This window comes from Erythrobacter sp. SN021, from assembly GCF_021864455.1.
Genome location: NZ_JAKKUW010000003.1, coordinates 361308 through 386402, shown reverse-complemented (window position 1 = coordinate 386402; position 25095 = coordinate 361308). Strand labels below are relative to the sequence as shown.

The 25095-nt window shown below is 64.7% G+C and carries 19 protein-coding genes; 8 read left to right on the top strand and 11 right to left on the bottom strand.

Annotated features, from left to right (window positions below):
- Positions 1-41: 41 nt before the first annotated feature.
- The 9 genes from L5849_RS09340 to L5849_RS09300 form a co-directional block, all read right to left on the bottom strand.
- Complete coding sequence (locus L5849_RS09340) at positions 42-4730, bottom strand: NAD-glutamate dehydrogenase domain-containing protein (protein ID WP_236925359.1); 4689 nt, start codon at positions 4728-4730, stop codon at positions 42-44.
- A gap of 179 nt (positions 4731-4909) precedes the next feature.
- On the bottom strand, positions 4910-5887 hold the full coding sequence (locus L5849_RS09335; protein WP_236925358.1) for an LLM class flavin-dependent oxidoreductase: 978 nt from the start codon (positions 5885-5887) through the stop codon (positions 4910-4912).
- Positions 5884-6723 carry a tetratricopeptide repeat protein gene (locus tag L5849_RS09330; RefSeq protein ID WP_236925357.1) on the bottom strand — a complete coding sequence of 280 codons (840 nt, stop codon included), beginning with the start codon at positions 6721-6723 and terminating at the stop codon, positions 5884-5886. Before L5849_RS09330 ends, L5849_RS09335 begins: the two co-directional genes overlap by 4 nt.
- On the bottom strand, positions 6720-7463 hold the full coding sequence (locus tag L5849_RS09325; protein ID WP_236925356.1) for an alpha/beta hydrolase: 744 nt from the start codon (positions 7461-7463) through the stop codon (positions 6720-6722). The genes L5849_RS09330 and L5849_RS09325 overlap by 4 nt, the downstream gene beginning before the upstream one ends.
- Before the next feature lie 39 nt (positions 7464-7502).
- The gene (locus L5849_RS09320; RefSeq protein WP_236925355.1) at positions 7503-8609 is read right to left on the bottom strand and encodes a M48 family metallopeptidase; all 1107 of its coding nucleotides are present in this window, start codon (positions 8607-8609) and stop codon (positions 7503-7505) included.
- A complete protein-coding gene (locus L5849_RS09315; RefSeq protein ID WP_236925354.1) occupies positions 8584-9675 on the bottom strand; it encodes a YjgN family protein in 1092 nt (363 codons plus the stop codon). Before L5849_RS09315 ends, L5849_RS09320 begins: the two co-directional genes overlap by 26 nt.
- A gap of 56 nt (positions 9676-9731) precedes the next feature.
- On the bottom strand, positions 9732-9941 hold the full coding sequence (locus L5849_RS09310) for a helix-turn-helix transcriptional regulator (protein WP_115415431.1): 210 nt from the start codon (positions 9939-9941) through the stop codon (positions 9732-9734).
- The gene (locus tag L5849_RS09305; protein ID WP_115415430.1) at positions 9938-10513 is read right to left on the bottom strand and encodes a hypothetical protein; all 576 of its coding nucleotides are present in this window, start codon (positions 10511-10513) and stop codon (positions 9938-9940) included. Before L5849_RS09305 ends, L5849_RS09310 begins: the two co-directional genes overlap by 4 nt.
- Positions 10510-10692 (bottom strand): hypothetical protein, encoded by a 183-nt coding sequence (locus tag L5849_RS09300; protein ID WP_162814813.1) that lies wholly within the window; start codon positions 10690-10692, stop codon positions 10510-10512. The genes L5849_RS09305 and L5849_RS09300 overlap by 4 nt, the downstream gene beginning before the upstream one ends.
- Positions 10693-10852: 160 nt before the next feature.
- On the opposite strand from L5849_RS09300, the gene L5849_RS09295 reads away from it, so the two are divergent.
- The 3 genes from L5849_RS09295 to L5849_RS09285 all read left to right on the top strand — a co-directional run bounded on the left by L5849_RS09295 (position 10853) and on the right by L5849_RS09285 (position 15541).
- Positions 10853-12520: an alkaline phosphatase gene (locus tag L5849_RS09295; RefSeq protein ID WP_236925353.1), complete on the top strand. Its 1668-nt coding sequence runs from the start codon at positions 10853-10855 to the stop codon at positions 12518-12520.
- 234 nt (positions 12521-12754) lie between these two features.
- Positions 12755-14785 carry a threonine--tRNA ligase gene (gene thrS / locus L5849_RS09290; RefSeq protein WP_236925352.1) on the top strand — a complete coding sequence of 677 codons (2031 nt, stop codon included), beginning with the start codon at positions 12755-12757 and terminating at the stop codon, positions 14783-14785.
- A gap of 9 nt (positions 14786-14794) precedes the next feature.
- On the top strand, positions 14795-15541 hold the full coding sequence (locus L5849_RS09285; RefSeq protein ID WP_236925351.1) for a sulfite exporter TauE/SafE family protein: 747 nt from the start codon (positions 14795-14797) through the stop codon (positions 15539-15541).
- Between the two features lie 167 nt (positions 15542-15708).
- Here the strand turns inward: L5849_RS09285 and L5849_RS09280 are convergent, their stop codons facing one another.
- Complete coding sequence (locus L5849_RS09280; protein ID WP_236925350.1) at positions 15709-16701, bottom strand: agmatine deiminase family protein; 993 nt, start codon at positions 16699-16701, stop codon at positions 15709-15711.
- A 23-nt stretch (positions 16702-16724) separates the two neighbouring features.
- A complete protein-coding gene (locus tag L5849_RS09275) occupies positions 16725-18431 on the bottom strand; it encodes a M28 family metallopeptidase (protein WP_236925349.1) in 1707 nt (568 codons plus the stop codon).
- A gap of 106 nt (positions 18432-18537) precedes the next feature.
- Between L5849_RS09275 and L5849_RS09270 the strand changes: the two genes are divergently transcribed.
- The 5 genes from L5849_RS09270 (at position 18538) to L5849_RS09250 (ending at position 25008) form a co-directional block, all read left to right on the top strand.
- A complete protein-coding gene (locus L5849_RS09270) occupies positions 18538-21219 on the top strand; it encodes a bifunctional [glutamine synthetase] adenylyltransferase/[glutamine synthetase]-adenylyl-L-tyrosine phosphorylase (RefSeq protein ID WP_236925348.1) in 2682 nt (893 codons plus the stop codon).
- The gene (locus tag L5849_RS09265; protein WP_236925347.1) at positions 21216-21689 is read left to right on the top strand and encodes a peroxiredoxin; all 474 of its coding nucleotides are present in this window, start codon (positions 21216-21218) and stop codon (positions 21687-21689) included. Before L5849_RS09270 ends, L5849_RS09265 begins: the two co-directional genes overlap by 4 nt.
- Positions 21686-22486, top strand: coding sequence for a ferritin-like domain-containing protein (locus tag L5849_RS09260; RefSeq protein ID WP_236925346.1), 801 nt, complete (start codon positions 21686-21688; stop codon positions 22484-22486). The genes L5849_RS09265 and L5849_RS09260 overlap by 4 nt, the downstream gene beginning before the upstream one ends.
- A 141-nt stretch (positions 22487-22627) precedes the next feature.
- A complete protein-coding gene (locus L5849_RS09255; protein ID WP_115415420.1) occupies positions 22628-23308 on the top strand; it encodes a M23 family metallopeptidase in 681 nt (226 codons plus the stop codon).
- A gap of 152 nt (positions 23309-23460) precedes the next feature.
- Positions 23461-25008: an acyl-CoA synthetase gene (locus L5849_RS09250; RefSeq protein WP_236925345.1), complete on the top strand. Its 1548-nt coding sequence runs from the start codon at positions 23461-23463 to the stop codon at positions 25006-25008.
- The last annotated feature ends 87 nt before the right edge of the window (positions 25009-25095 follow it).

Sequence of the window (25095 nt, the reverse complement as noted above, 5' to 3'; positions counted from 1 at the left end):
CGCTGGCTGGCGTGAAATCGCCATCCGGTCAAGCGTACCGGTTATCGACCGAGCAGATTGCGAGCCATGCTGGCGATCTGTGCCAGCATGGCCGGCGCCACCGGAGACTGGCCCTGTGCCCGTGAAACCATGGCGCGGAAGCCATGCACGGCGGCAGACTGTTCCTCGGCCCATTTGGCAACGATTCCCGGCATGTCCTTCTTGGCATCCTTGCGCCGCGCGAGACGGCGCAACAACTCCAGCCGCATCTGTTGAAAATCGCGTGCAAGGCCGGACACGAGCAGGCGTTCCCACACATCGGAGGGGCTCATGAGCGCTGCCGTCGACTGCGCCCAGTCGAGCCCGAGCCGGTGACCGACTTCGGTAAAGGCTTCGGTCAGCCCGATCGGCGGGATGCCGGTTTCGCTGGCCAGTTTGGCAAGGCCAACCGCCCCGTCGAGATCGTAGAGATGCGCGACCCGCGCGGCCAGCGGCTCCGGCGCACCTGCCGCTACGAGCTGTTCACGCAAGCGGTCCGACTGCTGCCGCGATTCGGCGGACAAGAGCTCGCCCGTCGCATCGGACAGCTTCGCGACTCCCTTGCCGATTTCGGCAACAAGCGCGCTGGGATCGACCTTGCCTCCCGACGTCCGAAGCACATCCGACATCAGATTGCCCGTGGCCGCGGCGATCCGGTCGAATATCATCAGGCGCGCCTTTTCGGGCATGTCCGCGACATCGACCGTGTCCCACAGGTCGGGCAGGCCGAACAGTTCCTCGACCGCGACGAAAGCGGCTGCGACCTCGCACAGTTCCGCGCCTTCCTCTTCGGAAAGTTCGAAAGGATGGATCATGCCGAGACGGTTGACGATGCGGTTGGCCAATTTGGTCGCGATGATCTCGCGGCGCAGCTGGTGCCCTGCAATCTGCGCCTTGAACTTCTTGCGCATCGGTTCGGGGAAAGCCTCGAACAGCGTATCCTCGAGCAGTGTGTCCGCGGCAAGGCCGCCCCGTTCGACGGCATCCTGCAACACCAGCTTCGACGAGGACAGCAACACGGCCAGTTCCGGGCGGGTCAGGCCCTGCCCATCGGCAGCTCGCCGTTGCAGCGTCTGGTCGTCGGCCAGGCCTTCGGTTCGCCGGTCGAGATTCCCGCCCGCCTCGAGCGTTTCGACGAGATGGCGCTGCGACGCCATAGCGCTTGCTCCGCCAATCTCGGCGATCGAGAGAGCCAGGGCCTGCAGCCGGTTGTCCTCGAGGACAATCCGGCCGACTTCGTCGGTCATCGATTCGAGCAGGGCGACGCGTTTGGGTTCGGACAGCTTGCCTGCGCGTTGCGCCGCCGCCAGCGCAATCTTGATATTGACCTCGTTGTCCGAGCAGTCGACGCCGGCGGAATTGTCGATGAAGTCGGTGTTCGATCGACCGCCGACTTGGGCGAATTCGATGCGTCCGGCCTGCGTAATGCCGAGATTGGCCCCTTCGCCAATGACTTTCGCGCGCACGTCCCTGCCATCCACGCGCAACGCGTCATTGGCGGGATCGCCGACCTGCACGTTGTTTTCGTGGCTCGCCTTGATGTAGGTGCCGATGCCGCCGAACCAGATCAGGTCGACCGGCGCCTTCAGAATGGCCGAAATCAGCGCCTCGGGTTCGATTTCCGATTGATCGATGCCAAGCTTCGCCTGCACCGCCTTGGTCAGCTTGATGCTCTTCGCATCGCGCGGGAACACGCCGCCGCCCTTGGAAATCAGCTTGCTGTCGTAATCCTCCCAGCTCGACCGCGGCAAGTCGAACAAACGCTTGCGTTCTTTCCAGCTTGCCGCCGGGTCGGGATCGGGGTCGAGAAAGATGTGACGGTGATCGAAGGCGGCGACCAGTTTGATCGCCTTCGACAGCAACATACCGTTGCCGAAAACGTCGCCCGACATGTCACCGCAGCCGACGACTTCGACGCTGTCGCTCTGCACGTCCACGCCCATTTCGAGGAAATGGCGCTGGACGCTGACCCAGGCACCCTTGGCGGTGATGCCCATGGCCTTGTGATCGTACCCTTTCGAGCCGCCCGAGGCGAAGGCGTCGTCGAGCCAGAAGTCCCTCGATTTCGCGATTGCATTGGCGATGTCGGAAAAGGTTGCCGTACCCTTGTCGGCGGCGACCACGAAATAAGGGTCCTCGCCATCGGTGATGACGACGTTTTCCGGATGCACGACCTTGTCGTCGACGATGTTGTCGGTGACCGAAAGCAGCGTGCGGATGAACGTCTCGTAACTCGCGCGTCCTTCGGCCGCCCAGCCTTCGCGATCGATGGCGGGGTTGGGGAGTTGCTTGGGATAGAACCCGCCTTTCGCCCCGGTCGGCACGATCACCGCGTTCTTGACGCGCTGGGCCTTCATAAGGCCCAGGATTTCCGTGCGGAAGTCGTCGCGTCGGTCGGACCAGCGCAAGCCACCGCGCGCAACCGGGCCGCTGCGCAGATGGATACCTTCGACGCGGCGCGAATAGACGAAGATTTCGCGATAGGGAATCGGCTTGGGCAGGCCCGGAACCTTGGCGGAATCGATCTTGATCGCAAGCGCTTCGCTTGCGGCGGGCGCGAAAGCATTGGTGCGCAGAATCGCGTCGATCAGCGAGTTGTACAGGCGCAGCAGGCGATCGTCATTGATCGCCTTGACCTTGGCGAGGCCCCGCTTGATCGCGTTGCGCGCGTCCCCGACTGCCTTGTCGCGTCCGCTGCCGAAATCGGGATCGTGACGCGCAGTGAAGAGGGCGATCAACGCCCGGGTGACATCGGGCGCGGCCGCGAGAGCATCGACCACCGTATAAATCGTGAAGCCCATGCCGACTTGCCGCAGGTAGCGGTAGAAGGCGCGCAGCCAATTGGCTTCGCGCGCGGACAGTCCCGCTTCGGGCACCAGGCGGTTGAAGGGATCGTTTTCCGCTTCGCTGTTGAGCACGGATGCGATTGCTTCCTCGATCGCATCGGATCGATCGATCAGCGCTTTGGGATCGGCCCCCGGCTTCAGATCGAGCAGGAAGTCGTGGATCGTCCCCAGCCGCCCCTCGTCGAGCACGGTGGGCATTTCGGACCGCACGTAGAAACCGAAATCCTCGAGCGCGGGCACGCCTTCGGAAAGCGGCAGGCTGCCTTCGGACTGGTACAGTTTCAGCCGCAGGCAACCATCGATTTCGCGCTCGCAAAAATACATCCGCGCGCCCCGTACGACTTCCTCGCTTTCGAGGCTGGCGCCGAGATCGTGCAGCCGAGATATATCGAGTGCGGCCTCGCGAGGGCCGAACCGGCCGCGAAAGCCGGTCGGGAAATGTTCGGCGAAGCGCATGGCCAGGCCGGCCGCGCGCGAGGGTTCTTCCCGTGTGCCGAGCTCCGCCTCGACCGCTTCGCTCCAGCCGCGCAGCAGCGTCTGCATCTGCTGTTCCAGCCGGTCCTCGTCCGGTATCGTGTCGCCATCGCGAATGTCGAAAACGAACCGGATCGTGGCTAGATTGCCCCCCTCGACCTCCAGGCTCCAGTCGAGCAGGCGCGCCGCTGCGGCCTCTTCCAGCAGGGCCTGGATCTCCAGCCGGACCTGCGTTGCCACCATGTCGCGCGGCAGCCAGACAAAGGCGAAAAGGTGTCGGGCAAGCGGAGCCTCGACCAAGGCAAGCCGGGGGCGAGGGCGGTCGACCAGGCTCATCATCGTGGTCGCAACGCGTTCGACATCGCTTTCGGAAAAGCCGATCAGCAGATCGTGCGGCAGCGTCGTCAAGGCATGGACCAGAGCTTTGCCCGCATGGCCGGTATCGTCGAAGCCGTGGCGCTCGCGCAGAGCCTCGAGTTCGCGGCGCAAGCGCGGCACATTGCGCGGCGGCGCGGCCAGCGCGGCACTGGTCCACACGCCCGCATGGACCGAAAGCGCGATGGTCTCGCCGCCCTCCTGGATCGGCACGATGAGCAGATCGAGCGGCACGCGGCGGTGCACATTGCTGAGGTGGTTCGCCTTGATTATCAGGGGGCGGCGCCTGTTGTCCTTCTTCGCGAACCACGCGAAAGCACGCTCGTAGGAAGCTTCCGCGAGGAGTTCCCGAGCGCTTTTGCGACAGATGCCGAGCTGGTCGCGCTGCGTGCCATCGCGATGGCGCGTGACGTGGCCAAGCTGGGTGAGCATGCCCGAATTGAGCCAGTCGAGCAGGTCCGCGCCTTCTTCGTCCGTATCGCGGATGCGATCGGCATCCTGCGTCATCGCCTGCTGGAGCTTGGGCCAGTCGCTGACCGCCGCCCGCACGTCGGCGAGGGTTTCCTTGAGGCCTTCCTGCAACTGGCGGCGCGTCTTCGCATCGACGCGGGCCGCCTCGATATATATCATCGATTCCCAATAGGCATCGTCGGGATCGTTATCGGGAATGCCGGTCAGCCTCCCCTTGTCGTCGCGTTCGACGGGAATGACCGGATGCACCAGCCGGTCGATCGACAGGCCCAGCGCGGCGATGGTCGCGGCCACCGAATCGACGATAAAGGGCATGTCGTCATTGACGATCGCAATGCGCGTAAGGCGGCGTTCGTCGCTGATGCTCTCGATCGCCATGGACGAGCGACCGAAGGTGCGATCCGCCGCCAGCGCGCCGACGAAGGACGCAGCATCGGCAAGCCTTGCCTTGTCGAAGGGCGTATCGCCTTTCAGCAGCGACTGGCGCATTCTTTCGGTGATGGCGTTTTGGAGCTTCTTGGGAAGCGCGGCAGTCTTCGAACCCATAAGGGGCCTCTCTCCTTGCGGCGCATGATCGTTTCCGCGCCGCGAAATATCCGAGTCGTGTGCGCCACGACCTGCGCGCCGCGCCTAGGCCTGTTGGAGACGGCTCGCAAGGTGGTGCCGTCGAGAATTTGCAATTGCAAGCCTATGATGCGGCGAAACGCGGTGCCGTTACGGCATGCTCATGCGCGGAGCCGGTCCATGGCCAGCGCGAGCGAGCGGCATCGCGCCTCCGGATCGAACATGCTGCCGCCGAAGATGACCTCGTCCGCTCCCGTGCGTCCAACGAAGGCCTTTACCGTCTGCGCCGCCTGTTGCGGCGTGCCGATGGCGCTGGCCTGCCCGATATGCGCCAGCATCGCCTGTGCGGGTGCCGGCAATTGGTCGCGATATCCGCGCACTGGCGGGGGCAGCTTGCCCGGCGTGCCCGTGCGCAGGGCCACGAAAGCCTGGAGCTGGGAGGAAGCCAGATATTCGGCCTCTTCCTCGGTGTCGGCGACAAACAGGTTCATCGCGACCATCACATGCGGTTTTTCCCAATCCTCGGACGGCTGAAAATCGCGCCGATAGAGTTCGAGCGCGGCGTCCAGGTGGTCGGGCGCGAAATGGCTGGCGAAGGCATAGAGCATGCCCAGCTGCGCGGCGAGCCGGGCACCGAAGAGGCTGGAGCCCAGCATCCAGAATTCGGGCTTCGCGCCAAGCCCCGGAGTGGGGTGAATGGCCGTCTCGCCTGCCATCAGTGCCATAAGTTCGGCCACGTCCTGCGGGAACATTTCGGCGGCGCGATGAAGATCCTTGCGCAAGGCGCGCTGAAGTTCCGGCCCCGCTCCGGGCGCCCGCCCGAGGCCCAGGTCCACCCGACCGGGAAACAGCGCGTCGAGCGTGCCGAACTGTTCGGCGATCTGGAAAGGCGTGTGATTGGGCAGCATGATCCCGCCCGACCCGATGCGGATGGTGGATGTCGCATTGCCGATATGCGCAAGCACGACCGAGGTCGCCCCGCCGGCAATACCCGCCATCGCGTGATGTTCGGCCACCCAGAAGCGCTTGCAGCCGTCGTCTTCCGCGGTTCGGGCAAGCTCGGTCGCCGCCTCGAGCGCTTCGCCGACGTTCCCTCCTTCGCGCACCGGAACCAGATCGAGGACGGAAAAATCGGTCACGATTTGAGCTGTTCCAGATAGCCGCGCGCACGCTTGGCCTCGTCGCTGTCTGGCGCGACGAGCAGTACCGATTCGAAGCTGCGTCGGGCCTCCTGCTCGCGCCCCGACAGCGCGGCAATCACGCCTGCTTCGAGGCCCACGGCGGGATCCCGCGGTGCCAGCAGCGCTGCTTGCGCGATCTGCTCACGCGCTTCGCCCAGACGTTCCATCCGCCGGGACAATGTGGCCGAAAGCAGCCATGCGCGGGCATTGGCAGGGTCGTTCCCACGCGCCTTTTCCAGCGTTGCAACGGCTTCGTCATTGCGCTCGAGGGCTACCAGGGCGCGGGCGCGGTCGATCAGGACGCTGGCGAGAAGCGGCGCGTCGTCCGCTTGGGTGGCAAGGGTGACGGCGCGGCCGAAAGCAATGTCGGCGATCGCTGGCTGGTCCTGGGCCATCGCCGCGTTGCCGGACATGGCCGCGAGGCGCGACTGGTAGGCCGGGGCGCCCAGGGGAACTTCGTCGGTCGCCAGATCGAAGGCTCTTTGTGCCTCGGCGAATTCGCCCTCCCGAACGAAGGCGATGCCCAGGCAATGAGCCGATTGGGCCAGTTCGAGCTGGGTAGCCGCCGCTTCGCGCCACTTCTGTGCGTAATCCCTGGCGGCTTCGGCATCGCCGCGCGCCAGATTTACGCAATCGGCAAGCTTTCCCTGGGCCGGTGATGCGGTATCCGCCCGGTCCCGCGCCTGCGGCCGTTCGGGTCGATCGCGCAGCTCGTCGGGCAGGCCGGGGAAGGCATCGATGGACGGGTTCGGGCCGACCTGCATCATCAGCAGGGCAAGGGCGGAGGCGATCATTCAGGACCTTTCGAAAGCGCGTCGACGGTGCGCAGCAGCAAAGCGATGTCCTGCTCGCGCGACAGACGGTGGTCGCCATCCTTTACCAGCGTGACCTGTACGTCGTCCGAACGCAACGTTCCGGCAAGGCGCAGGCTTATTTCCCAGGGCACATCGGCATCGCGCTGGCCGTGGATCAGACGGACGGGGGCATCGATGGCGATCTCGCCGCCAAGCAGCACTTGCGCCTGCGCGTCGGTGAAGAACCGGGGGTGCATGGGGGTGGGGTCGGGGCCGTAGGGGTTCTCGTCATACACGATCTCGCCCCCGGCCAGTTTCGCCTTGTCGGTTTCGGAACGGCCCCATTCGGTGAAATCTGGCGCCGAGGCGATGCCGACAAGCCCGGCCAGCCGATCGCCCAATGCCATTCCCAGAAGCAGCATCAGCCAACCGCCCATCGAGGACCCGACTAGGATGACCTGGTCGTCGAGTTTCGCCTCAATCAGAGCGAGCGCCTCGTCGCGCCATTTCGAGAGCGTGCCGTCCGCAAAATCGCCCTCGCTTTCGCCGCAACCCGAATAGTCGAGCAGCAGGCAGGCGCGCCCCTGCTCGCGCGCCCAGTCGAACAGCGCAGTCGCCTTGCTGCCCGCCATGTCGGACATATAACCGGGCAGAAACACCAGCGCGGGGCCATTGCCACGGATATGGCGGAAAGCGAGGCGCCGCCCATCGGGCAGCTCGAAATGCTTGGTGTCGAACATGGCGCCCGATGTCGCCCCCCGGCCTCGCGAATGCAAGGCCTAGAAGAGGTCGAACGTCTCCACGTCCGGATCCTCTTCACACATGGATTTCAGGGCGGCGAACTCCTCGGGAGCCAGGACGGGCGTATAGCGCGCATCACCATCCGCCGCGTCGCGATAGGCTTCGGCGCGCTCGCCCGAGGAGGGATGGCTTGCAAGCCAGCCCGCGAGGGCCGGTGCGTCGGCGCTGTCGCCATACTCCTCCGACATTCTCTCGAAGAAACCTGCCGCGCCCAGCGGTGAGATGTTGCTCTCCGCCATGCGCGCGCGGGCGTAATCGTCGGCTTCGCGTTCGGCGTCGCGCGAATAGCCCATCGAGGCGAGCCCGAATACGCCGTTGGTAACGCTCGAGTCCGCCCCGGCCAGCAAGATCGACAGACCGAACTGTCTGAGCAGCGCGGTCATCACATGCCGTTCGCGCACATGCCCGACCTCGTGGGCGAGTACGCCCGCCAGTTCCTCGGGACTTTCGGCCTGCTGGACCAGCCCGTCGAACAGCAGCACCTGGCGGCCGGGGAGCGCAACGGCATTGACCATTCCCATATTCGCGATGCCCGCGCGGACTTTTTCTTCTGCCGGGTCCACTTTCGCGAGCAGCTTGGCGAGCGCGGCGTCGCCTTCGGGCGTGTGGCAGATACGCCCGCCGAAATCGCCGACCATGGCCTCCCCGATATTGCGTTCCCAGCTTGCCGGGATGCGCGGGCCGAGCCAGTCGGGTGCCGTCATGAAAAGCGCCACCGCAGCCGCGCTGACGACACCGAAGATCGCTACGGCCTTGCCCAGTCCCAGCCGGTCGACCCAGGCGCCGTATTCGCTCTTCGCGGGGAGCCGCGCGGCCAGACCGGGGGGAATGTCTTCGGGCAGGATCAGCCGGAAGTCGGGTACGCTGTCGCGCCGGTAGACGATCTTGCCGGGGCGCGTTTCGCCAAAGCGCAGATCAGTCGCCGCGAAGCTCTGGCGATCCGTGGGGCCATCGAGCGTGAAGGCGCCGCGTCCATCCCAAGTCAGCTCGCCCGAATGGCGCACCGCATTGATCCCATCGTACCATTCGGCGGCAACCAGGAACGCCTCTCCCATCGGGTCAGATCGCGCCCATGTCGAAGGCATCGAGCAGGCCCTCGCCATGCCTGGCGGTCCTGGTCTCCGATTGGGTGAGTTCGTCGAGCAGGATTTCACCGCCCGCTTCGAGATGCGTCATGAAGAACTTCCAGTGGCGGTAGGACAGGAAGATCAGGCCGATCCCGAACGTGAACACCACCAGCACGGCATCGATCACCAGCAGCTTGACCCAGTCGAGCGTCGAGGCTTCGAAGCTGAATTGGAGATCGCGCCAGCGCGTCGCGCCCACGACCTCGCGATAGAACTTGGCGTAGAAGGCCACGGCGATCAGGCCGAGCCCGAGATAAAAGAAGAGGAGCAGGCCGAGAATGCCGACCACGCCGCCGACCCTCATCCCGTCTTCGCCGCCGATACCATAACCCGCCAGCATGCCCATTCCGGCCATGATCATCCCGCCCACGAACAGCACGAAGGGCGCGAGGTAGAACAGCAGGAAACGGACGAAGACTCCTCCGGCCTCGGCATTCGATTCGAAGCGAAAGGGGCCGAAGCTCATTTTGTTCCAGCGCTCGTTCCACAGGCTGGTCATCGACCAGGGGATGAGCAGGCCGAGCGGGATCCAGCCGACCATCGTCTTCCACATGTAGGACAGGCCGAAAAGAAATCCGCCATCGTCGCTCCCGCCGCGAATGCCGCGCCAGCGCGTGCGCGAAAGGCGGTAACGCAGGCCCCGAAACCGCGCGACGCCCAAGAGGTAGAAGATTGCCGTCAGCGCCACGAAAGTCAGGCCGACGCCCAGCGCTTCATAGCCGCGGGCGACCAGCGCCTGAGCAATGAAGGTGAGGAAGACATAGGGGATACCGAACAGCACGAAGACCATGAGGAAGCCGAGAAACAGCTCCATTCCCGTGCCCGCCCATTCGAGATGCTCGTCGACGAACCGTGTGCGCGACCACAGATAGCGGCGCTCGCGCGCGGTCGCCCAAAACCGGTAGATGCCCAGAGTGACGATCGTTAGCAGCAAGTTGGGGAAGGCGATCTTCGCGAAATCGCGCCAATTCCCCTCGAAAACGAAGGCGCTATTCGTGCCCTCCATGTCCTGCGCCCCATGCATGATAGAAAAACCCTTCGATCCCTGTGTCGCTCTGGTCGTGGATCGAAGGGGCGGTGTCAATCGGCGGTGGGTTTTTCTTCGCGCAGGAAGATTTCTTCGATGGCCAGGCCGAATACGTCGGCGATGCGAAAGGCAAGCGGGAGGGACGGGTCGTAGCGCCCGGTCTCGATCGCGTTGACGCTCTGGCGCGAGACGTCGAGCCGCGTGGCGAGGTCCTGCTGGCTCCAGTCGCGCTCGGCGCGCAGGACCTTGAGGCGGTTTTTCATGACCCGCGCACCTTCTGCCAGAGCTGCGCCATGCCGAGACCCAGCGCCCAGACGGGCAGGACCCACCAAGCCCAGATGTGCGGCACCAGTTCGAACATCTCGAGGAACCCCCAGAAGATGCCGATGGCAAGCACGAAGCCTAGGGCGACGAGTGCCGCCATGATCGTGCGATGGCGCAAGTACTCGTCGCGTTCCTCCGCGATATAGCGGGCCATCGCCCAGATGATCCCGAAGGTCGGGAGGGTCGGCAGCAGCGAAATCGCGAAGACGAGCGGTCTCGACAGCTCGTAACCGTTCCATAGCGTCACCGCGATGCCGAGGCCGAGCACGTAGCCGAAGCTGCTTAGTAAGACCCGCCGGTTGTAGGTCGCCATGGCCGCGCTGGTGCAGGCACCGGCGCGCCGCATCGGGATCATGAGCGCGCCTGTGGCAATGGCCAGCAGGATGAAGCCTGTCGGCCCGTCGATGGCGTCGGTCAGCTTGAGGGCGCCGATCACTCCCACGCTGGCCAGATAGATGCCGACCCAGAACCCTTGCGAACGGGTCGAGGCGATCGGTTCACCTCCGCTCATGCTCGTATCTTTCCGCAGGGCGCGCAGGGGCGCTGCGTGAAGATCGAGACGGCGGCGAGGGCAGGCAGGGCGATTACGCCGTATCTGGCGACATCCTGCGGCACGAGCCCGAATGCGCCGAACACCGCGAAGGCGATGATCCCGGCGGCCCAGATGAGAGCTTGCTCGGTCCTGGTCATGGCAATGATCCTTTCCTTGGTGTCAAGGAACATTTACATGTTCTTCTAGGATTTGTCAAGCATACTTTCCAAAATGTCGATATCGTTTTCCGTGTGCTCGATTTCCCTTGTCTCTGTAGCGTCATCGGGAGCAGGCAGGCGGGAGAGAGAGGAGACGCCCATGATCGCTACCGAACCGCCTGCCGCCGCCGGTATCCCCGCGCTTGATCGCCGCAGCTTGCTGAAGGGGGGCATGCTTGGCGCAGGGCTGGTGGGCGCACCGCTATCGGCTGGGTTGAACTCCGGCGCATCGGGATTCACGCACGGCATTGCCAGTGGCGAGCCCGGGCCGGGCCGCGTCCTGCTGTGGACGCGCTACGCCGCTACGCAAGACACGCGGCTCGACTTCCAGGTCAGCGATTCGATAGATTTTGCCACTGCGGCGTCGGGCGGTTCGGTTACCGCCAGCGCGGACAATGACTGGTGCTGCAAGGCCTGGGCCGAGGGGCTTGAACCGGGCCGCTGGTATTATTATCGCTTTATCGCGCCCGACGGATCGCATTCCGATATCGGGCGGACCAGAACGCTGCCCGTCGGGAAAACCGACACGTTTCGCATGGCGGTGTTCTCCTGCTCCAACATCGGCTTCGGCTGGTTCAACGCCTATGCTCATGCCGCGGCCGATGGCGGGTTCGATTGCGCCCTGCATCTGGGCGATTATTTCTACGAATACGGCCCCGGCACCTATCCTTCGAACGCGGAAGCCCAACCGGGCCGCATTCTGTTTCCGGCGGGCGAAACCGTCGCTCTCTCCGACTACCGCCTGCGCTATGCGACGTATCGTGCGGATGCCGATCTGCGGAGATTGCATCAACTGTATCCGATGATTTCGGGCTGGGACGACCACGAGAGCAGCAATGATTCCTGGGAAGGGGGCGCGCAGAACCACCAGCCCGATACCGAAGGCGAATGGTCTGTTCGCAAGGCTGCCGCCGCCAGGGCCTATCGCGAATGGATGCCGGTGTCGGACGAACCCTGGGCGGCCTACGAGGTCGGCGATCTCGCCACTCTCTTCCGGCTCGAAACCCGCCTGACCGCGCGTGCCGAACAATTCTCGATCGGCAAGATCCTTGCGGGAAAAACCTCGCCCGAAGACGCGATGGCCGCGCTCGTCGCCTTCCGCGACGGAGACTATCGCGGTGCCGACCGTGAACTCCTCGGCATGCGGCAACAGGGCTGGCTGGCCGACGGTCTCAAGCGGTCCGCGTCGGCGGGCAAGCCGTGGCAGGTGCTCGTCCAGCAGGTTCTGATGGGGCGGCTCGCCAGCGCGACCAGCCTGACCGACAACCTTCCCGCAGACCTCCCCGATTTCGTCCGCCAGCGTATTCTCGCGGGCGCTATGGCAAGCCGCGCCGAACTGCCGCTCAATATGGACGCATGGGATGGCTACCCCGCTGCGCGCGGGCGCGTGTTCGAGGCGGCTCTGGCGGCCAATGCGAACCTGGTCAGCCTGGCAGGCGACACGCATAATGCCTGGGCTTTCGATCTCGACCATGGCGGCGAAAAGGTCGGCGTCGAATTCGGCGGCCACTCGGTCACTTCGCCCGGATTCGAAACCTATCTCACCCATCTCGATCCGCGCGATGTCGAGCGGGCGATCGTCGCCCACAACCGTCAACTCAAATGGATGGACGGATCGCATCGCGGCTACATGGCAGTCGAACTCACGCCCGGCAGCGCGTCGAGCGAATACCGTTTCCTTTCGAGCGTGCGCGAAAAGGGCGCCGGTGTCGTATCGACCAAGCGTATCACCACGCTCGCGGGAAGCCGCACGCTCGAGGTGGGTTGAGAAACCGACCGGCGCCCGCTATCTCGCACCCCATGGCGCATATGCGGATCATAGCCACGACTACTACCACCCCGGGCCACCGGGGGCGGTCGGTCGCGGCATAAGCGATCCACCGCCGCCCGGTTTCGGGCGGTTGGCGTTTCCCCCCGAAATCGCAAAATCTTCGCAAACGCCGCTTCAAGGCTAAGCGCGCCTGTGCCATGGCGCCCGCCAAGCAAACGGACGACGAGTGACATGACGGAACTGCTCAAGATCAGCCTGCCCGACGGTTCGGTGCGCGAAATGGAACGTGGCAGCACGCCTGCCGATGTCGCTGCCGCGATCGGTCCCGGTCTCGCCAAGGCCGCCATCGCCGCGCGCGTCGATGGCGAGCTGCGCGACATCAACAGGCCTTTCGAAGGCGATGCGGAACTGGCGCTGATCACAAGCCGCGACGAGGAGGACGCGCTCGAACTCGCACGCCACGATTTTGCCCATGTGCTCGCCGAAGCCGTGCAGGCGCTGTGGCCGGGCACGCAGATCACGTTCGGCCCGGCAACGGACGATGGCTTCTATTACGATGTAAAGGCGCCCGATACGCGCGAACCGTTCAGCATGGACGATCTGCCCGCGATCGAGGAAAAGATGCGCGAGATCATCAAGGCCGACAAGCCGCTCAGGCGCGAAGTGTGGAGCCGCCAGCAACTGATCGACAAGTGGGAAGCCGAAGGCGAGACCTTCAAGGCCGAATGGGCCAGGGAACTGCCCGAGGACGAGGAGCTGACGGTTTACTGGTCGGGCGAGGACTGGCTCGACATGTGCCGCGGCCCGCACCTCGCCTCGACCGGCAAGCTCGACCCGCAGGCCTTCAAGCTGATGCGCGTGGCCGGGGCCTATTGGCGCGGCGACCAGAAGAACGCGCAGCTCACGCGCATCTACGGCACGGGCTGGCTCAACAAGAAGCAGCTCAACGCTCACCTGACGCGCTTGGAAGAGGCCGCCAAGCGCGACCATCGCAAGCTGGGCCGCGAGATGGACCTGTTCCATTTGCAGGAAGAGGCGCATGGCAGCGTGTTTTGGCACCCCAAGGGCTATCGCATCTGGCGCGAGCTGGAGGCGTATATGCGCCGCAAGATGGATGGCGGGGGCTACCGCGAGATCAAGACGCCGCAACTGATGGATGTGCGCCAGTGGGAGCAGTCGGGCCACTGGGGCAAATATGCCGAGAACATGTTTGCCGTGCCCGATATCGTCCCCGAGGTCGAAGGGCTGGGCGACGATAATGGCGGTAAGGGAGCCAATCCGCAGGTCGCCGGCGATGCCGACTGGATGGCGATCAAGCCGATGAATTGCCCGGCGCATGTGCTGGTTTTCAAGCAGGGCATCACCTCTTACCGCGACCTGCCGATTAGGCTGGGCGAAATGGGCTGCTGCCACCGGAACGAGCCGCATGGCGCGCTGCACGGGTTGATGCGCGTGCGCCAGTTCACCCAGGACGATGCGCATATCTTCTGCACCGAGAGCCAGGTGGTCGAGGAAGTTCGCGCCTTCTGCAAATTGGCGGACGAGGTCTATTCGGACTTCGGCTTCAAATACGAAATCAAGCTGGCGCTGCGTCCCGAGAAGCGGCTTGGGTCGGACGCGGATTGGGACCGCGCCGAACAGGAATTGCGCGATGCGGTGGCCGAAGCGGGCATGGACAATGAGACCTACGGCTGGGAGGAACTGCCCGGCGAAGGCGCCTTCTACGCGCCCAAGCTCGAATGGCACCTCACCGATGCCATCGGCCGCACCTGGCAGGTCGGCACGATCCAGGGTGATCGCGTGCTGCCCGAACGGCTCGATGCGAGCTATGTCGGCGAGGATGGCGAGAAGCATCGCCCGGTCATGCTGCACCGTGCGATTTTCGGGTCCTACGAGCGTTTCATCGGCATCCTGATCGAACACTTTGCCGGCCGCCTTCCCGTGTGGCTCGCCCCGGTGCAGGCGGTGGTCGCGACGATCGTTTCGGACGCCGACGACTATGCCAGGGAAGCGGTCGCGAAGCTGCAAGCCGCCGGAATCCGCGTGGAAAGCGATCTGCGCAACGAGAAGATCAACTACAAGGTGCGCGAACACAGTCTTGCCAAGGTTCCGCACCTGTTGGTGGTGGGCAAACGCGAGGCAGAGGAGGGCACGGTTGCGGTGCGAACTCTGGGCGAGAAGGAGCAGCGCGTCATGAGCCTCGACGAGGCGATCGTCATGCTCAAGGATGGCGCGACCCCGCCCGATTTGCGCGAAGGCTAGGGCCACCGCGTGGACCTTCTCGCAGGGTATGGCGGGCCGGCCATCGTCGCCGCGCTGGTGGCGGCTTTCGTGTCGGCCTTCGTGCGCGGGCTGACCGGCTTCGGCATGGCCATCCTGCTGGTGCCGATCCTCGCCCTGGCGCTGTCACCGATGGAAGCCGTATTGCTGACGAATTTCCTGTCGGTGTTCATCGGCATGTCGGAAATCCGGCGCTTGCTGCGCAGCGCGGAAAAGTCGGCGTGGATCATTATTGCGCTGGTCGCGGTGTCGACTCCGGTCGGGCTGTATATCCTCAGCATCACCGCGCCCGCTCTTGCGCGCGTGGTGATCGCCTTTATCGCGCTCTCGGCCTTCGCGGCCGTTCTGCTCCCGCGCCGTGGCGCCTTGGATCATCACCTCGCGACGACCGGCGGGGTCGGCGTGTTGAGCGGATTGATGACCGGATATGCGGGAATGCCCGGCCCGCCGGTCGTCCCCTATTATGTGGGCCGCGATATTCCGCGTGAAACCGCCAAGGCATCGATGCTGCTGATCTTCACCTGTGCATCGAGCACGGGATTGGTGAGCGGCGCGGCCATGGGCGTGCTCGACTGGACGCTTGCTGTCCTGGCCATCCTGCTGTTTCCGGCGATTTTGCTCGGCAATTGGCTCGGCAACAAGGCTTCCGGACGCATAGAGGACCGGACCTGGCGCATCTGCGTGGGTGCGGTGTTGGGCGGAGCTGCGATCGCAGCGCTCTGGAAGGCTTTCGGCTAACCGCTCAGAACGGCAGCACCGGTCCGGCAAGAGCCAGTGCGAGGCCACAGCCGCAAACGATTAGCGTTCGCGCGATGTCTGCCACCGGGTGCGGAGCAACGTGAGCGCGAGTGAGAGCGGTAGCCTTGGCCATGCACGCATTGTCGGCTGCAAGCCCTAATGAATCGTTAAGGGCGCCATCGGGCGGACGGCATTTGCTGGCTGGCGCAGTGGAAGCCGCCGCCGCCTGCCAAGACCGCATCGCCCGGCAGGCCGATGGTCGCGCGATCGGGGAAGAGTTCGGCGATGGCCGCTACCCCTTCCTCGTCATACGGGCTGCCGAAGGTCGGGACCACGACGAGATGGCTGGTGATCGCGAAATTGGCGTAGCTGGCGGGTTCGATGTGATCGCCGCTGGTGATCAGGCCGGGCGAAGGGATATCCTTCACCGTCAGGCCCGCATCCTCGGCGCGGTGCCTGGCATCGGCATAAATCGCCGCGTTGGGATCGTCGCTGCCAGTCGCGCGCGGCAGGCACAGCGTGTTTGCGGCGACGAAGCGGCCGAGATTGTCGACATGGCCGTCTGTATGGTCGTTGATCAGGCCATCGCCGAGCCAGAGCACCCGGGTAAAGCCGAGATCGCGTGTCAGGCGCCCTTCGATCTCCTCGCGCGAAAGCTGCGGGTTCCGGTTGGGGTTGAGCAGGCATTGCTCGGTCGTGACGACGAGGCCTGTGCCGTCGCCGTCGATCGCTCCGCCCTCAAGTATCCAGTCGGCCACCGTTAGCGGCAGGTCCGCATCCCCGGCGAGTTTGGCGCCGATCATCTGGTCGCCTTCCATCAGATATTTGCCGCCCCAGCCGTTGAAGCCGAAACGGCGCGCGGCGCGATTGCCCTCGCCGTCGCACAGCACCAGTGGCCCGGTATCGCGCAGCCAGACATCGCCATAGGCGCGGCGCTCCAGCTTCACGCTGCCGGTCACAAGCTGGCGTGCGCGGGCCTCGTTGGCCGCATCGCGTACCAGCAGGCGGACCTGCTGCCCACTTTCGGCCACGGCGTTGGCGAAAGCCGCAATCTGCTCCTGCGCGCGGCCGAGCACGCCCGGCCATTCGTCCTCGTCATGCGGAAAGCCGATCCACAACCAGTCCTGCGGCGCCCATTCGGGCGGCATCTTGAAGGGCATGGATCGGCTCTCCGGCTTGCGAATCAAGCAGGTGCGCAGCCAGCGCCCTCGGTGGCGCAGTCCTCGTCGCGCGTACCCTTGAACTCGTCGCCCTCGTTCCAGTTCGGCCAGCTGGTCGAATCCGCCAGCATGCGGCCAATGCGATAGAACAGCGCAAGATCGCTCATCACACCCGACCAATCCCAGTTCGGATCGTATTCGTCCTTGGGTCCGTGATAGCGGTTTTCGCGATAGTCGGCCGCCACCGCGGCGCCCGCTTCCGCGCCGCCTTCGACGAGGTCCTCGCCGCCATCGAGATAGAGCATCGGTACACCGCGCTTGGCGAAGGAGAAGTGATCCGAACGGTAATAATAGCCGGCTTCGGGATTGGGATTGGGCGTCGTCACGCGGTCGTCGTTCATCAGCGCCTTGTCGAGGAACAGGTCGAGCTGCGACTTGCCCGGCCCGACCACGGTCACATCCTTGGCCGTACCGGCCATCAGGAAGGCGTCCATATTGATGCCGCCTACCGTCCGGTTGAGCGGGAAAACCGGGTTCGCGGCGTAGTAATCCGCACCCAGCAGGCCCGATTCCTCTGCGGTTACGGCGAGAAAGACGAGGCTGCGTTTGGCCGGCCCCGCCTTGGCATGGGCTTCGGCCAGCGCGACCAGTGCTGCGGTCCCGGTCGCATTGTCGACCGCGCCGTTGCAGATATCGTCGCCATCGGGAGCGGGCGTGCAGCGTCCGAGATGGTCCCAATGCGCCGTATGCATGACGTATTCGTCCGCGCGCTCGCTTCCCGGCAGGATGCCGATCACATTTTGCGAAGCGAAGGTGCGGATATCGTTCGAGAAGCTGGTCGACGCGGTGAGGCCCAGCGGGACGGCTGCGAAGTCCTTTTCACGCGCGGCGGCCATCAGCTCGTCGAGATCCTGGCCTGCGGCCGCCAGGATTTCGCGCGCCTTCTCCTTCTGTACCCAGCCATTGACCTGCGTCATCGGCGGCGGATTGTCGCCGCGCGAGGCATAGGCCTGCGGGCCGGACCAGCTACTTTCGACGACGTTCCAGCCATAACTGGCCGGTTCGGTATCGTGGATGATGATGGCGCCCGCCGCGCCCTGGCGGGCGGCTTCCTCATACTTATAGGTCCAGCGGCCGTAATAGGTCATCGCCTTGCCGTTGAAGGGACCTTCGAGCGTCTCCGTCCCGTAATCGGGATCGTTGACCAGGATGACCGCGGTCTTGCCCGCCATGTCCACGCCGTCATAGTCGTTCCAGCCCTTCTCGGGCGCGTTGACGCCGTAGCCGACGAAGACCAGTTCGCTGTTCTCGAGAGCGGTCTCGGCATCCTCGCGATAGGTCACGCCGACCCAGTCGGTGCTGTAGGCGAGTTGCATGTCGCTATCCTCGCCACCACCGGAGATGGTCAGCGGGGCATAATCCCTGCCGGTAATCTCGACCAGGGGCACGTCCTGGACCCAGCTGCCGTTGTTGCCGGGTGTAAGGCCGGCCTTCTCGAATTCCTCGATCAGATAGGCGACGGTCTTTTCCTCGCCCGCGGTGCCGGGCGCACGGCCCTCGAACTCATCGGATGAAAGCCGTTCGGTCACGCGTTTCATCGTCTCTTCGGAGATCGTTCCATCGGCGACGTCGGGCAGGTCGAGCGCGTCGGTGCCATTGTCGACTTGGCCGAGATCCTGGCAGGCGGTGAGCAGCAGTGCCGAACAGGCGGCAAATGCAAGGCGTTTCATGGGGGATCCTCTCTGGCGTCCTATTCCTCTGCGGGCGCTTCTAGTCGGCGGCAAGGGGCAAGGGCAAGCTTGCACGCGCGCTCGTGCAGCGGCAGGGACGTGATCGATGTCAGCCGACTGGACCTCAGCGCTCGCCCGCGCCCGCGAAAACGCCCCCTTTCTCGCGCGTGCGCTGGATCGACGGCCGGATCTGGCGGAGTTGGTGGCCGCTGGCGAGGGGGAACAAGCCTTGCTTGCCGCCAAGCAGGTGGAGGCCGCCGATATTCCGACGGCCCTGCGCCGCGAAAGGCTCGGCCTGGCGCTGGTGCTGGCGGTGGGCGATCTGGCGGGCGCTTTCGATCTGTACAAGGTCATGCGCGAACTATCGTTCTTTGCCGACCGTGCGCTGCATGATGCCATCGGGGCGGCTATTCTTCGGCGCGTGCCGGATGCGGAGCCTGCCGGCTTGATCGGCCTGGCCCTGGGCAAGCATGGCGCGGGCGAATTGAACTACTCGTCGGACATCGATCCGATCCTGCTTTACGAGCCGGAAACGCTTGCACGGCGCGAACGCGACGAACCGGGCGAGGCGGCGCAGCGCTATGCGCGGGAGATCGTGCGATTGTTGTCGGAAGTGACGGCCGAAGGCTATGTCTTTCGCGTCGATCTGCGGCTGCGGCCCGCATCGGAAGTCTCTCCGCTGGCGATCCCGCTCGATGCGGCGATCACACATTACGAAAGTTCGGCGCTGGCATGGGAACGCGCGGCTTTCATTCGCGCGCGCGCCTGCGCGGGAGACATAGCGGCGGGCGAGGCCTTTCTCGACCATATCCGCCCCTTCGTCTGGCGGCGCAGCCTGGATTTCGGCGCCATCGACGAAATCCGGCGATTGACCCACCGCATCCGCGACAAACAAAGTGGCCCGCCCGTGCCCCAGCCCGGTTATAACCTCAAGCTGGGCCGGGGCGGTATTCGCGAAATCGAATTCTTCGCGCAAACGCATCAATTGATTCATGGCGGGCGCGATCCGGCGTTGCGGGTGCGGGGTACGCGTCAGACTCTCGATGCACTGGCGGCAACGGGGCGTATCTCGCAAGACGATGCGCGGGCGCTCGGCGAAAGCTATGACGGGCTGCGGACGATCGAACACCGGTTACAGATGATCGGCGACCAGCAGACCCATTCGCTGCCCTCGGGTGAAGCACTGGACACTGCCGCGCGGCTTCACGGGCTTGCCGATGGCGCGGCTCTGGTCGAATATGTGCGGGACCTTGCCCGCCCGGTGGCCGAGCGCTTCGATGCGCTGCTTGATGAGGACAGGATATCGGTGCCCGCGAGCGCACCGCATGTCGTGGCCGAAGAGGAGCATGCGCCGCAAGTGCCCGCGGATATCGCCGAGCGGGTGGCGGGCTGGACCGATGGAAAATACCAGGCACTGCGCAGCAGCGCGGCGCTCGGGGCTTTCGAGGCGATCAGGCCCGATCTGCTCTCGTCGATCGCTACTTCCCCCGATCCCGATGCTGCCCTTGTGCGCTGGGAAAGCCTGATCTCGCGCCTGCCCAGCGCCATCAACCTTTTTCGCCTGCTCGAGGCGCGGCCTGGCCTGTTCGCCCTGATCGCCGATTGTCTGACACTCGCCCCGCCGCTGGCCGAGGAACTGTCGCGGCGGGCCGATCTGCTCGATGCGCTGATCGATCGTACCGCGCTCGACCTTCCGGGAAGTGTCGACGAGCTGGCGGCGCGCATGGGCCGACGCGAGCGCGGCGACGATTACGAGATGCGGCTCGACCGGCTGCGGGTGGTGACCGGCGAAATGCGGTTTGCGCTTGGCGTCCAGCTTATCGAGGCGGCTCACGATCCGCTGGCGATCGCAGCGGGCCTTTCGCGCACCGCCGAGGCCGCGCTGCGGGTCGCGCTCGATGCGGCCGAGGAGGAATTCGCATCCAAGCACGGGCGGATCGCGGGCAGCGAACTGGCGATCCTGGGCCTCGGGCGGCTGGGGGGCGGCGTGCTCACCCACGCCTCCGATCTCGACATCATCTATCTATTCACCGGCACGCATGAGCGAGAATCCAATGGCCCACGCCCGTTGGGCGCCACGCTCTACTTCAACCGGCTCGCCCAGCGGGTCACGGCCGCGCTGAGCGTGCCGACCGCTCAGGGGGCGCTTTACGAGGTCGACACCAGGCTGCGGCCGCAGGGCAATCAGGGACCGCTGGCGGTCAGCGTCGAGAGTTTCGCCCGTTACCAGCGCGAAGATGCCTGGACCTGGGAGCATATGGCGCTCACTCGGGCGCGCGTGCTCGCCGCCAGCGAAACGGCGCGCGAGAATATCGATCAGGTCGTGGCGTCGATCCTGTCGCGCGAACGCGATCCGGAAAGGCTCCGTGCCGACCTGATAAAGATGCGTCGCGAAATGGCCGATCACAAACCGGCCAAAGGTCCGCTCGACGCCAAATTGTTGCGCGGGGGATTGGTCGATATCGAGTTTCTCGTACATTTCCTTCAACTGCGCGATCGCGAGGCCGTAACACCCGATCTCGGTCTGGCGATCGACACCCTCGTCAAGGCAGGCCGCTTTTCCGATACGATCGCCGGGGCGCACGACTTGATGACGCGGCTGCTGGTCGGTACCCGGCTGCTGGCCCCCGATCTCGATCGCCCCGATCCGGCGGCAGCCTCGCTGCTGGCGCGGCAAAGCGGGTGCGAGGATTATGCGTGCCTGATCGAACGGTTGGGTGCCGCCCGCGCTGAAGTTGCGGCGGCCTGGCAGGATATCTACGGCGAAACCCTGGAGTTGGACGAATGACCAAGAGCTATGGCGAAGGCGATGCCTTCCCCGATTTTTCGATGGAAACCCCTGATGGCGGCACGGTGACCAAGGCCGATCTTGCGGGAAAGAAGGCGGTGATCTTCTTCTATCCCAAGGACAACACGCCCGGCTGCACGACCGAAGCGAAGGATTTTACCGTGCTCAAGCCCGAATTCGACAAGGCGGGCGTCGCTCTCCTCGGCGTCAGCAAGGACTCGGCCAGGAAGCATCAGAACTTCATCGCCAAGCACGATCTCACGGTCGATCTCGCCACCGATGCGGAGGAAGGCGGGCTGTCGGACGAACTTGGCGTCTGGGCCGAGAAGAAGATGTACGGAAAGACCTTCATGGGCATGGTCCGCACGACCTATCTCCTCGGCGAAGATGGCAAGATTCTGCGGACCTGGCCCAAGGTGAAGGTCAAGGGCCACGCCGAAGAAGTGCTCGAAGCCGCCCGTTCGGCATGAAGTCCGCGCGTCGCTCAGTCGCGACCGCGATCCGCGATGTGCTGCTCACCGGCGAGGCGACCGCCAAGGTGTTCGCGGCGCGGCAGGTGGCGCGCGACTGGCGGCTTGGGCGGCTGGATTTCGTGTTCGATGTCGCCATGCCCGATCGCCCTGCGTGGCCGACCGCGCTCGAGCTCCTGCCTCCGGGCCGCATGCCCAGGCGTGGAAAGATGGGGTCGCGGCGCAACCGCATCGCGCTCTGGCACGCGCTGGCGCATATCGAATTCGTCGCCATCGACCTTGCGCTCGATATGGCGGGCCGCTTCGGCGAATCGATGGGCGAGACCTTCGTGTCGGACTTCCTCGCAGTGGCGGCCGACGAAGCGATGCATTTCGCGCTGATCGCCCGCAAACTCGATTCGCTCGGCAGCAACTATGGAGCGTTGCCTGCGCACGATGGGCTGTGGAGCGCGGCGCGGGATACCGCGCACGATGTCGCTGCGCGGCTCGCAATCGTTCCCATGGTTCTCGAGGCGCGTGGCCTCGACGTCACGCCTGCGACACTCGAAAGGGTAAGGGCGCAAGGCGATGAAAACGGGGCGAAAATTCTCCAGAGAATCCTTGACGATGAAATTCGCCACGTCGCTGCGGGCTCCAAGCATTTTCACGCTGTTTGCGCGACGCGCGGCGAAAACCCACGGGAATCGTGGCAGAAATTGGTCCAAATCCACTTTTCCGGAGAGCTGAAAGGGCCGTTCAACGACTCAGCGCGTTTGGCAGGCGGCCTGCCGCGCGACTTCTACGCGGCTATTGCCTGATTACCCTTTTCACTCATAACCCATACTCACGAGATGCCGGGGGGTTCCGGCAGTGACATCAAAAAATGGCATACCGGCACGGGACGCTGGATATGTCAGGGATCAAAAAGGCGCGGTAAAGCGCCGGATGGACGGGTTAGCATGAATAACAAGCGCATTACGCTTGTCCTCGCATCGGTCGCAGCAGCTTTCGGCATCGCCGCGGCACCGGCCCATGCGCAGGAAACCAACACCGCCGCCGTCGGCGCTATCGACATGAGCAAGGTTGCGGCGCCCGGACGGGGCGGCGACGATGCGCAGTTCCAGCAGCTCTTCGCGCAGTGGGACAAGCTCGATCGCTCGACGCCTGTCGCTGCAAGCGTTTCGGTGCCCTCGCGCATGCCGCTCGACAACACCGTCCTGACGAGCGACTACGGCATGCGCACGCACCCTGTTCTCGGCGGTCGCCGCAATCATAACGGTGTCGATCTGGCCGCGCCGACCGGCACACCGATCTACGCCACCGCCGACGGTTATGTCAGCAAGGCGGAGTGGTTCTCGAGCTACGGCAAATATGTCTCGATCGAACACGGTGCCAACCTCCAGACCCGGTTTGCGCATATGTCGGGCATCGCGGTCGAAGCCGGGACGCGCGTCAAGAAGGGCGATATCATCGGCTATGTCGGGTCGACCGGCCGTTCGACCGGCCCGCACCTGCATTACGAAGTCCGCATCGATGGCAAGGCGGTGAACCCGGTTCCCTATATGGTCGAATCGGAAGCGCAGCGCGCCTTCGCGCTCGCGACCGGCACTGGTGGCCAGGGCGACGGCGACGAAAACTGAGCCAATCGGCCCATCGGGCTTCGCAAAAAGGGCGGTGGGAGAAATCCCGCCGCCTTTTTTCTTGCCCGAGCGAGAGGGTTAGGTAGGTTTCTTTGCGAAACCGGACGAGTCCGCATGAATGACGGACCGCCGGAGAGGAGAGAGACAGACCGATGCACCCCGTCACCCATGCGCAGACGCGCCCCGACCACCCCGCGATCATCATGGCCGGCAGCGGCGAGACCGTGACCTTCGGCGAAATGGACGATTATGCCAACCGTTTCGCGCAGCTCCTGCGCGCGCGCGGGCTGGAGCGCGGAGACCATTTCGCGGTGCTGATGGAAAACAATGCGCACTATCTACAAGTGGTTTGGGGATCGCAGCGCGCGGGCACGATGCTGGTGCCGATCTCGACTCGGCTGACGGCCCCCGAAATATGCTACATCCTCAAGGATGCGGGCGCGAAATTCCTGCTGACGACGACCACATTCGCCCGGGTGATCGAGGATATTCGGGGCGAATGCGCCGACCTGCCCTTGCTGATCGTGGGGGGCGAGGGCGAGGAGGGTTTCGAAGCCGCCCTGGCCGCGCAACCTGCAGAACCGATTCCGGACCAGGCACCGGGTCAGTACATGCTCTATTCCTCGGGCACGACGGGTCGGCCCAAGGGGGTGAAGCCCGCCCCGCCCGAAGACGACGATATCCTCGCCACCAATCCGCTGGTCGCGCTGGCGATCATGGGGGCGGGCATGCCTGCCGACGGGAGCATGGTCTATCTCTCGCCCGCGCCGCTCTATCACGCGGCCCCGCTCGGCTGGGGCACCACCGCGCAGCGGCTCGGCGGAACGGTCGTGGTAATGGAAAAGTTCGATCCCGAATACGCGCTGGAGACGATTCAGACCTACAAGGTCACCGACAGCCAGTGGGTGCCGACGCATTTCGTCCGCATGCTCAAGCTCGATCCGGCAGTGCGCACCCGATACGACCTGTCGAGCCACCAGCGCGCGCTGCACGCGGCCGCGCCGTGCCCGGTGCCGATCAAGCGCGAGATGATCGAATGGTGGGGGCCGATCATCAACGAATATTACGCCGGGTCCGAAGGCATCGGCATGACGCTGATCAAGGCCGAGGACTGGCTCACCCATCCCGGCAGCGTGGGCAAGGCGATCCATGGCACACTGCATGTCTGCGGGCCGGATGGCGAGGAACTGCCGCCGGGGCAGGACGGGCTGCTATTCTTCGAGAACGCCAATATTCCGACCTATCATAACGATCCCGACAAGACCCGCGAGGCGATGCATCCCAAAGGCTGGATGACGCTGGGCGATATCGGCCATGTGGACGAGGACGGCTATCTCTACCTCACCGACCGCAAGAGCCACATGATCATTTCCGGCGGGGTCAACATCTATCCGCAGGAAATCGAGAACCTGCTGGTGACGCATGACAAGGTCATGGATGCCGCGGTGATCGGCGCGCCCTGTCCCGATTTCGGCGAGAAAGTCGTCGCCGTGGTCCAGCCGGTGGAGATGGCCGAGGCAGGCGATGCGCTGGAAGCGGAGCTGCGCGATTTCCTCGCCCCCAGCCTCGCCAAGATCAAGATGCCCAAGCTGTTCGACTTCCGCGCGCAATTGCCGCGCGAGGCGAATGGCAAGCTCTACAAACGCGAACTGCGCGACGAATATCTGCGCAAGGCCGAGGAAGAGACGGAGCAAGCCTGAGGGCAGCGGCGGAGAGAGCCGCCCGACAGACGACCTTTCGCGAGAGCACGCGCCCATTCGCCCCCCAAACCGGCGAACCCGCCGCTT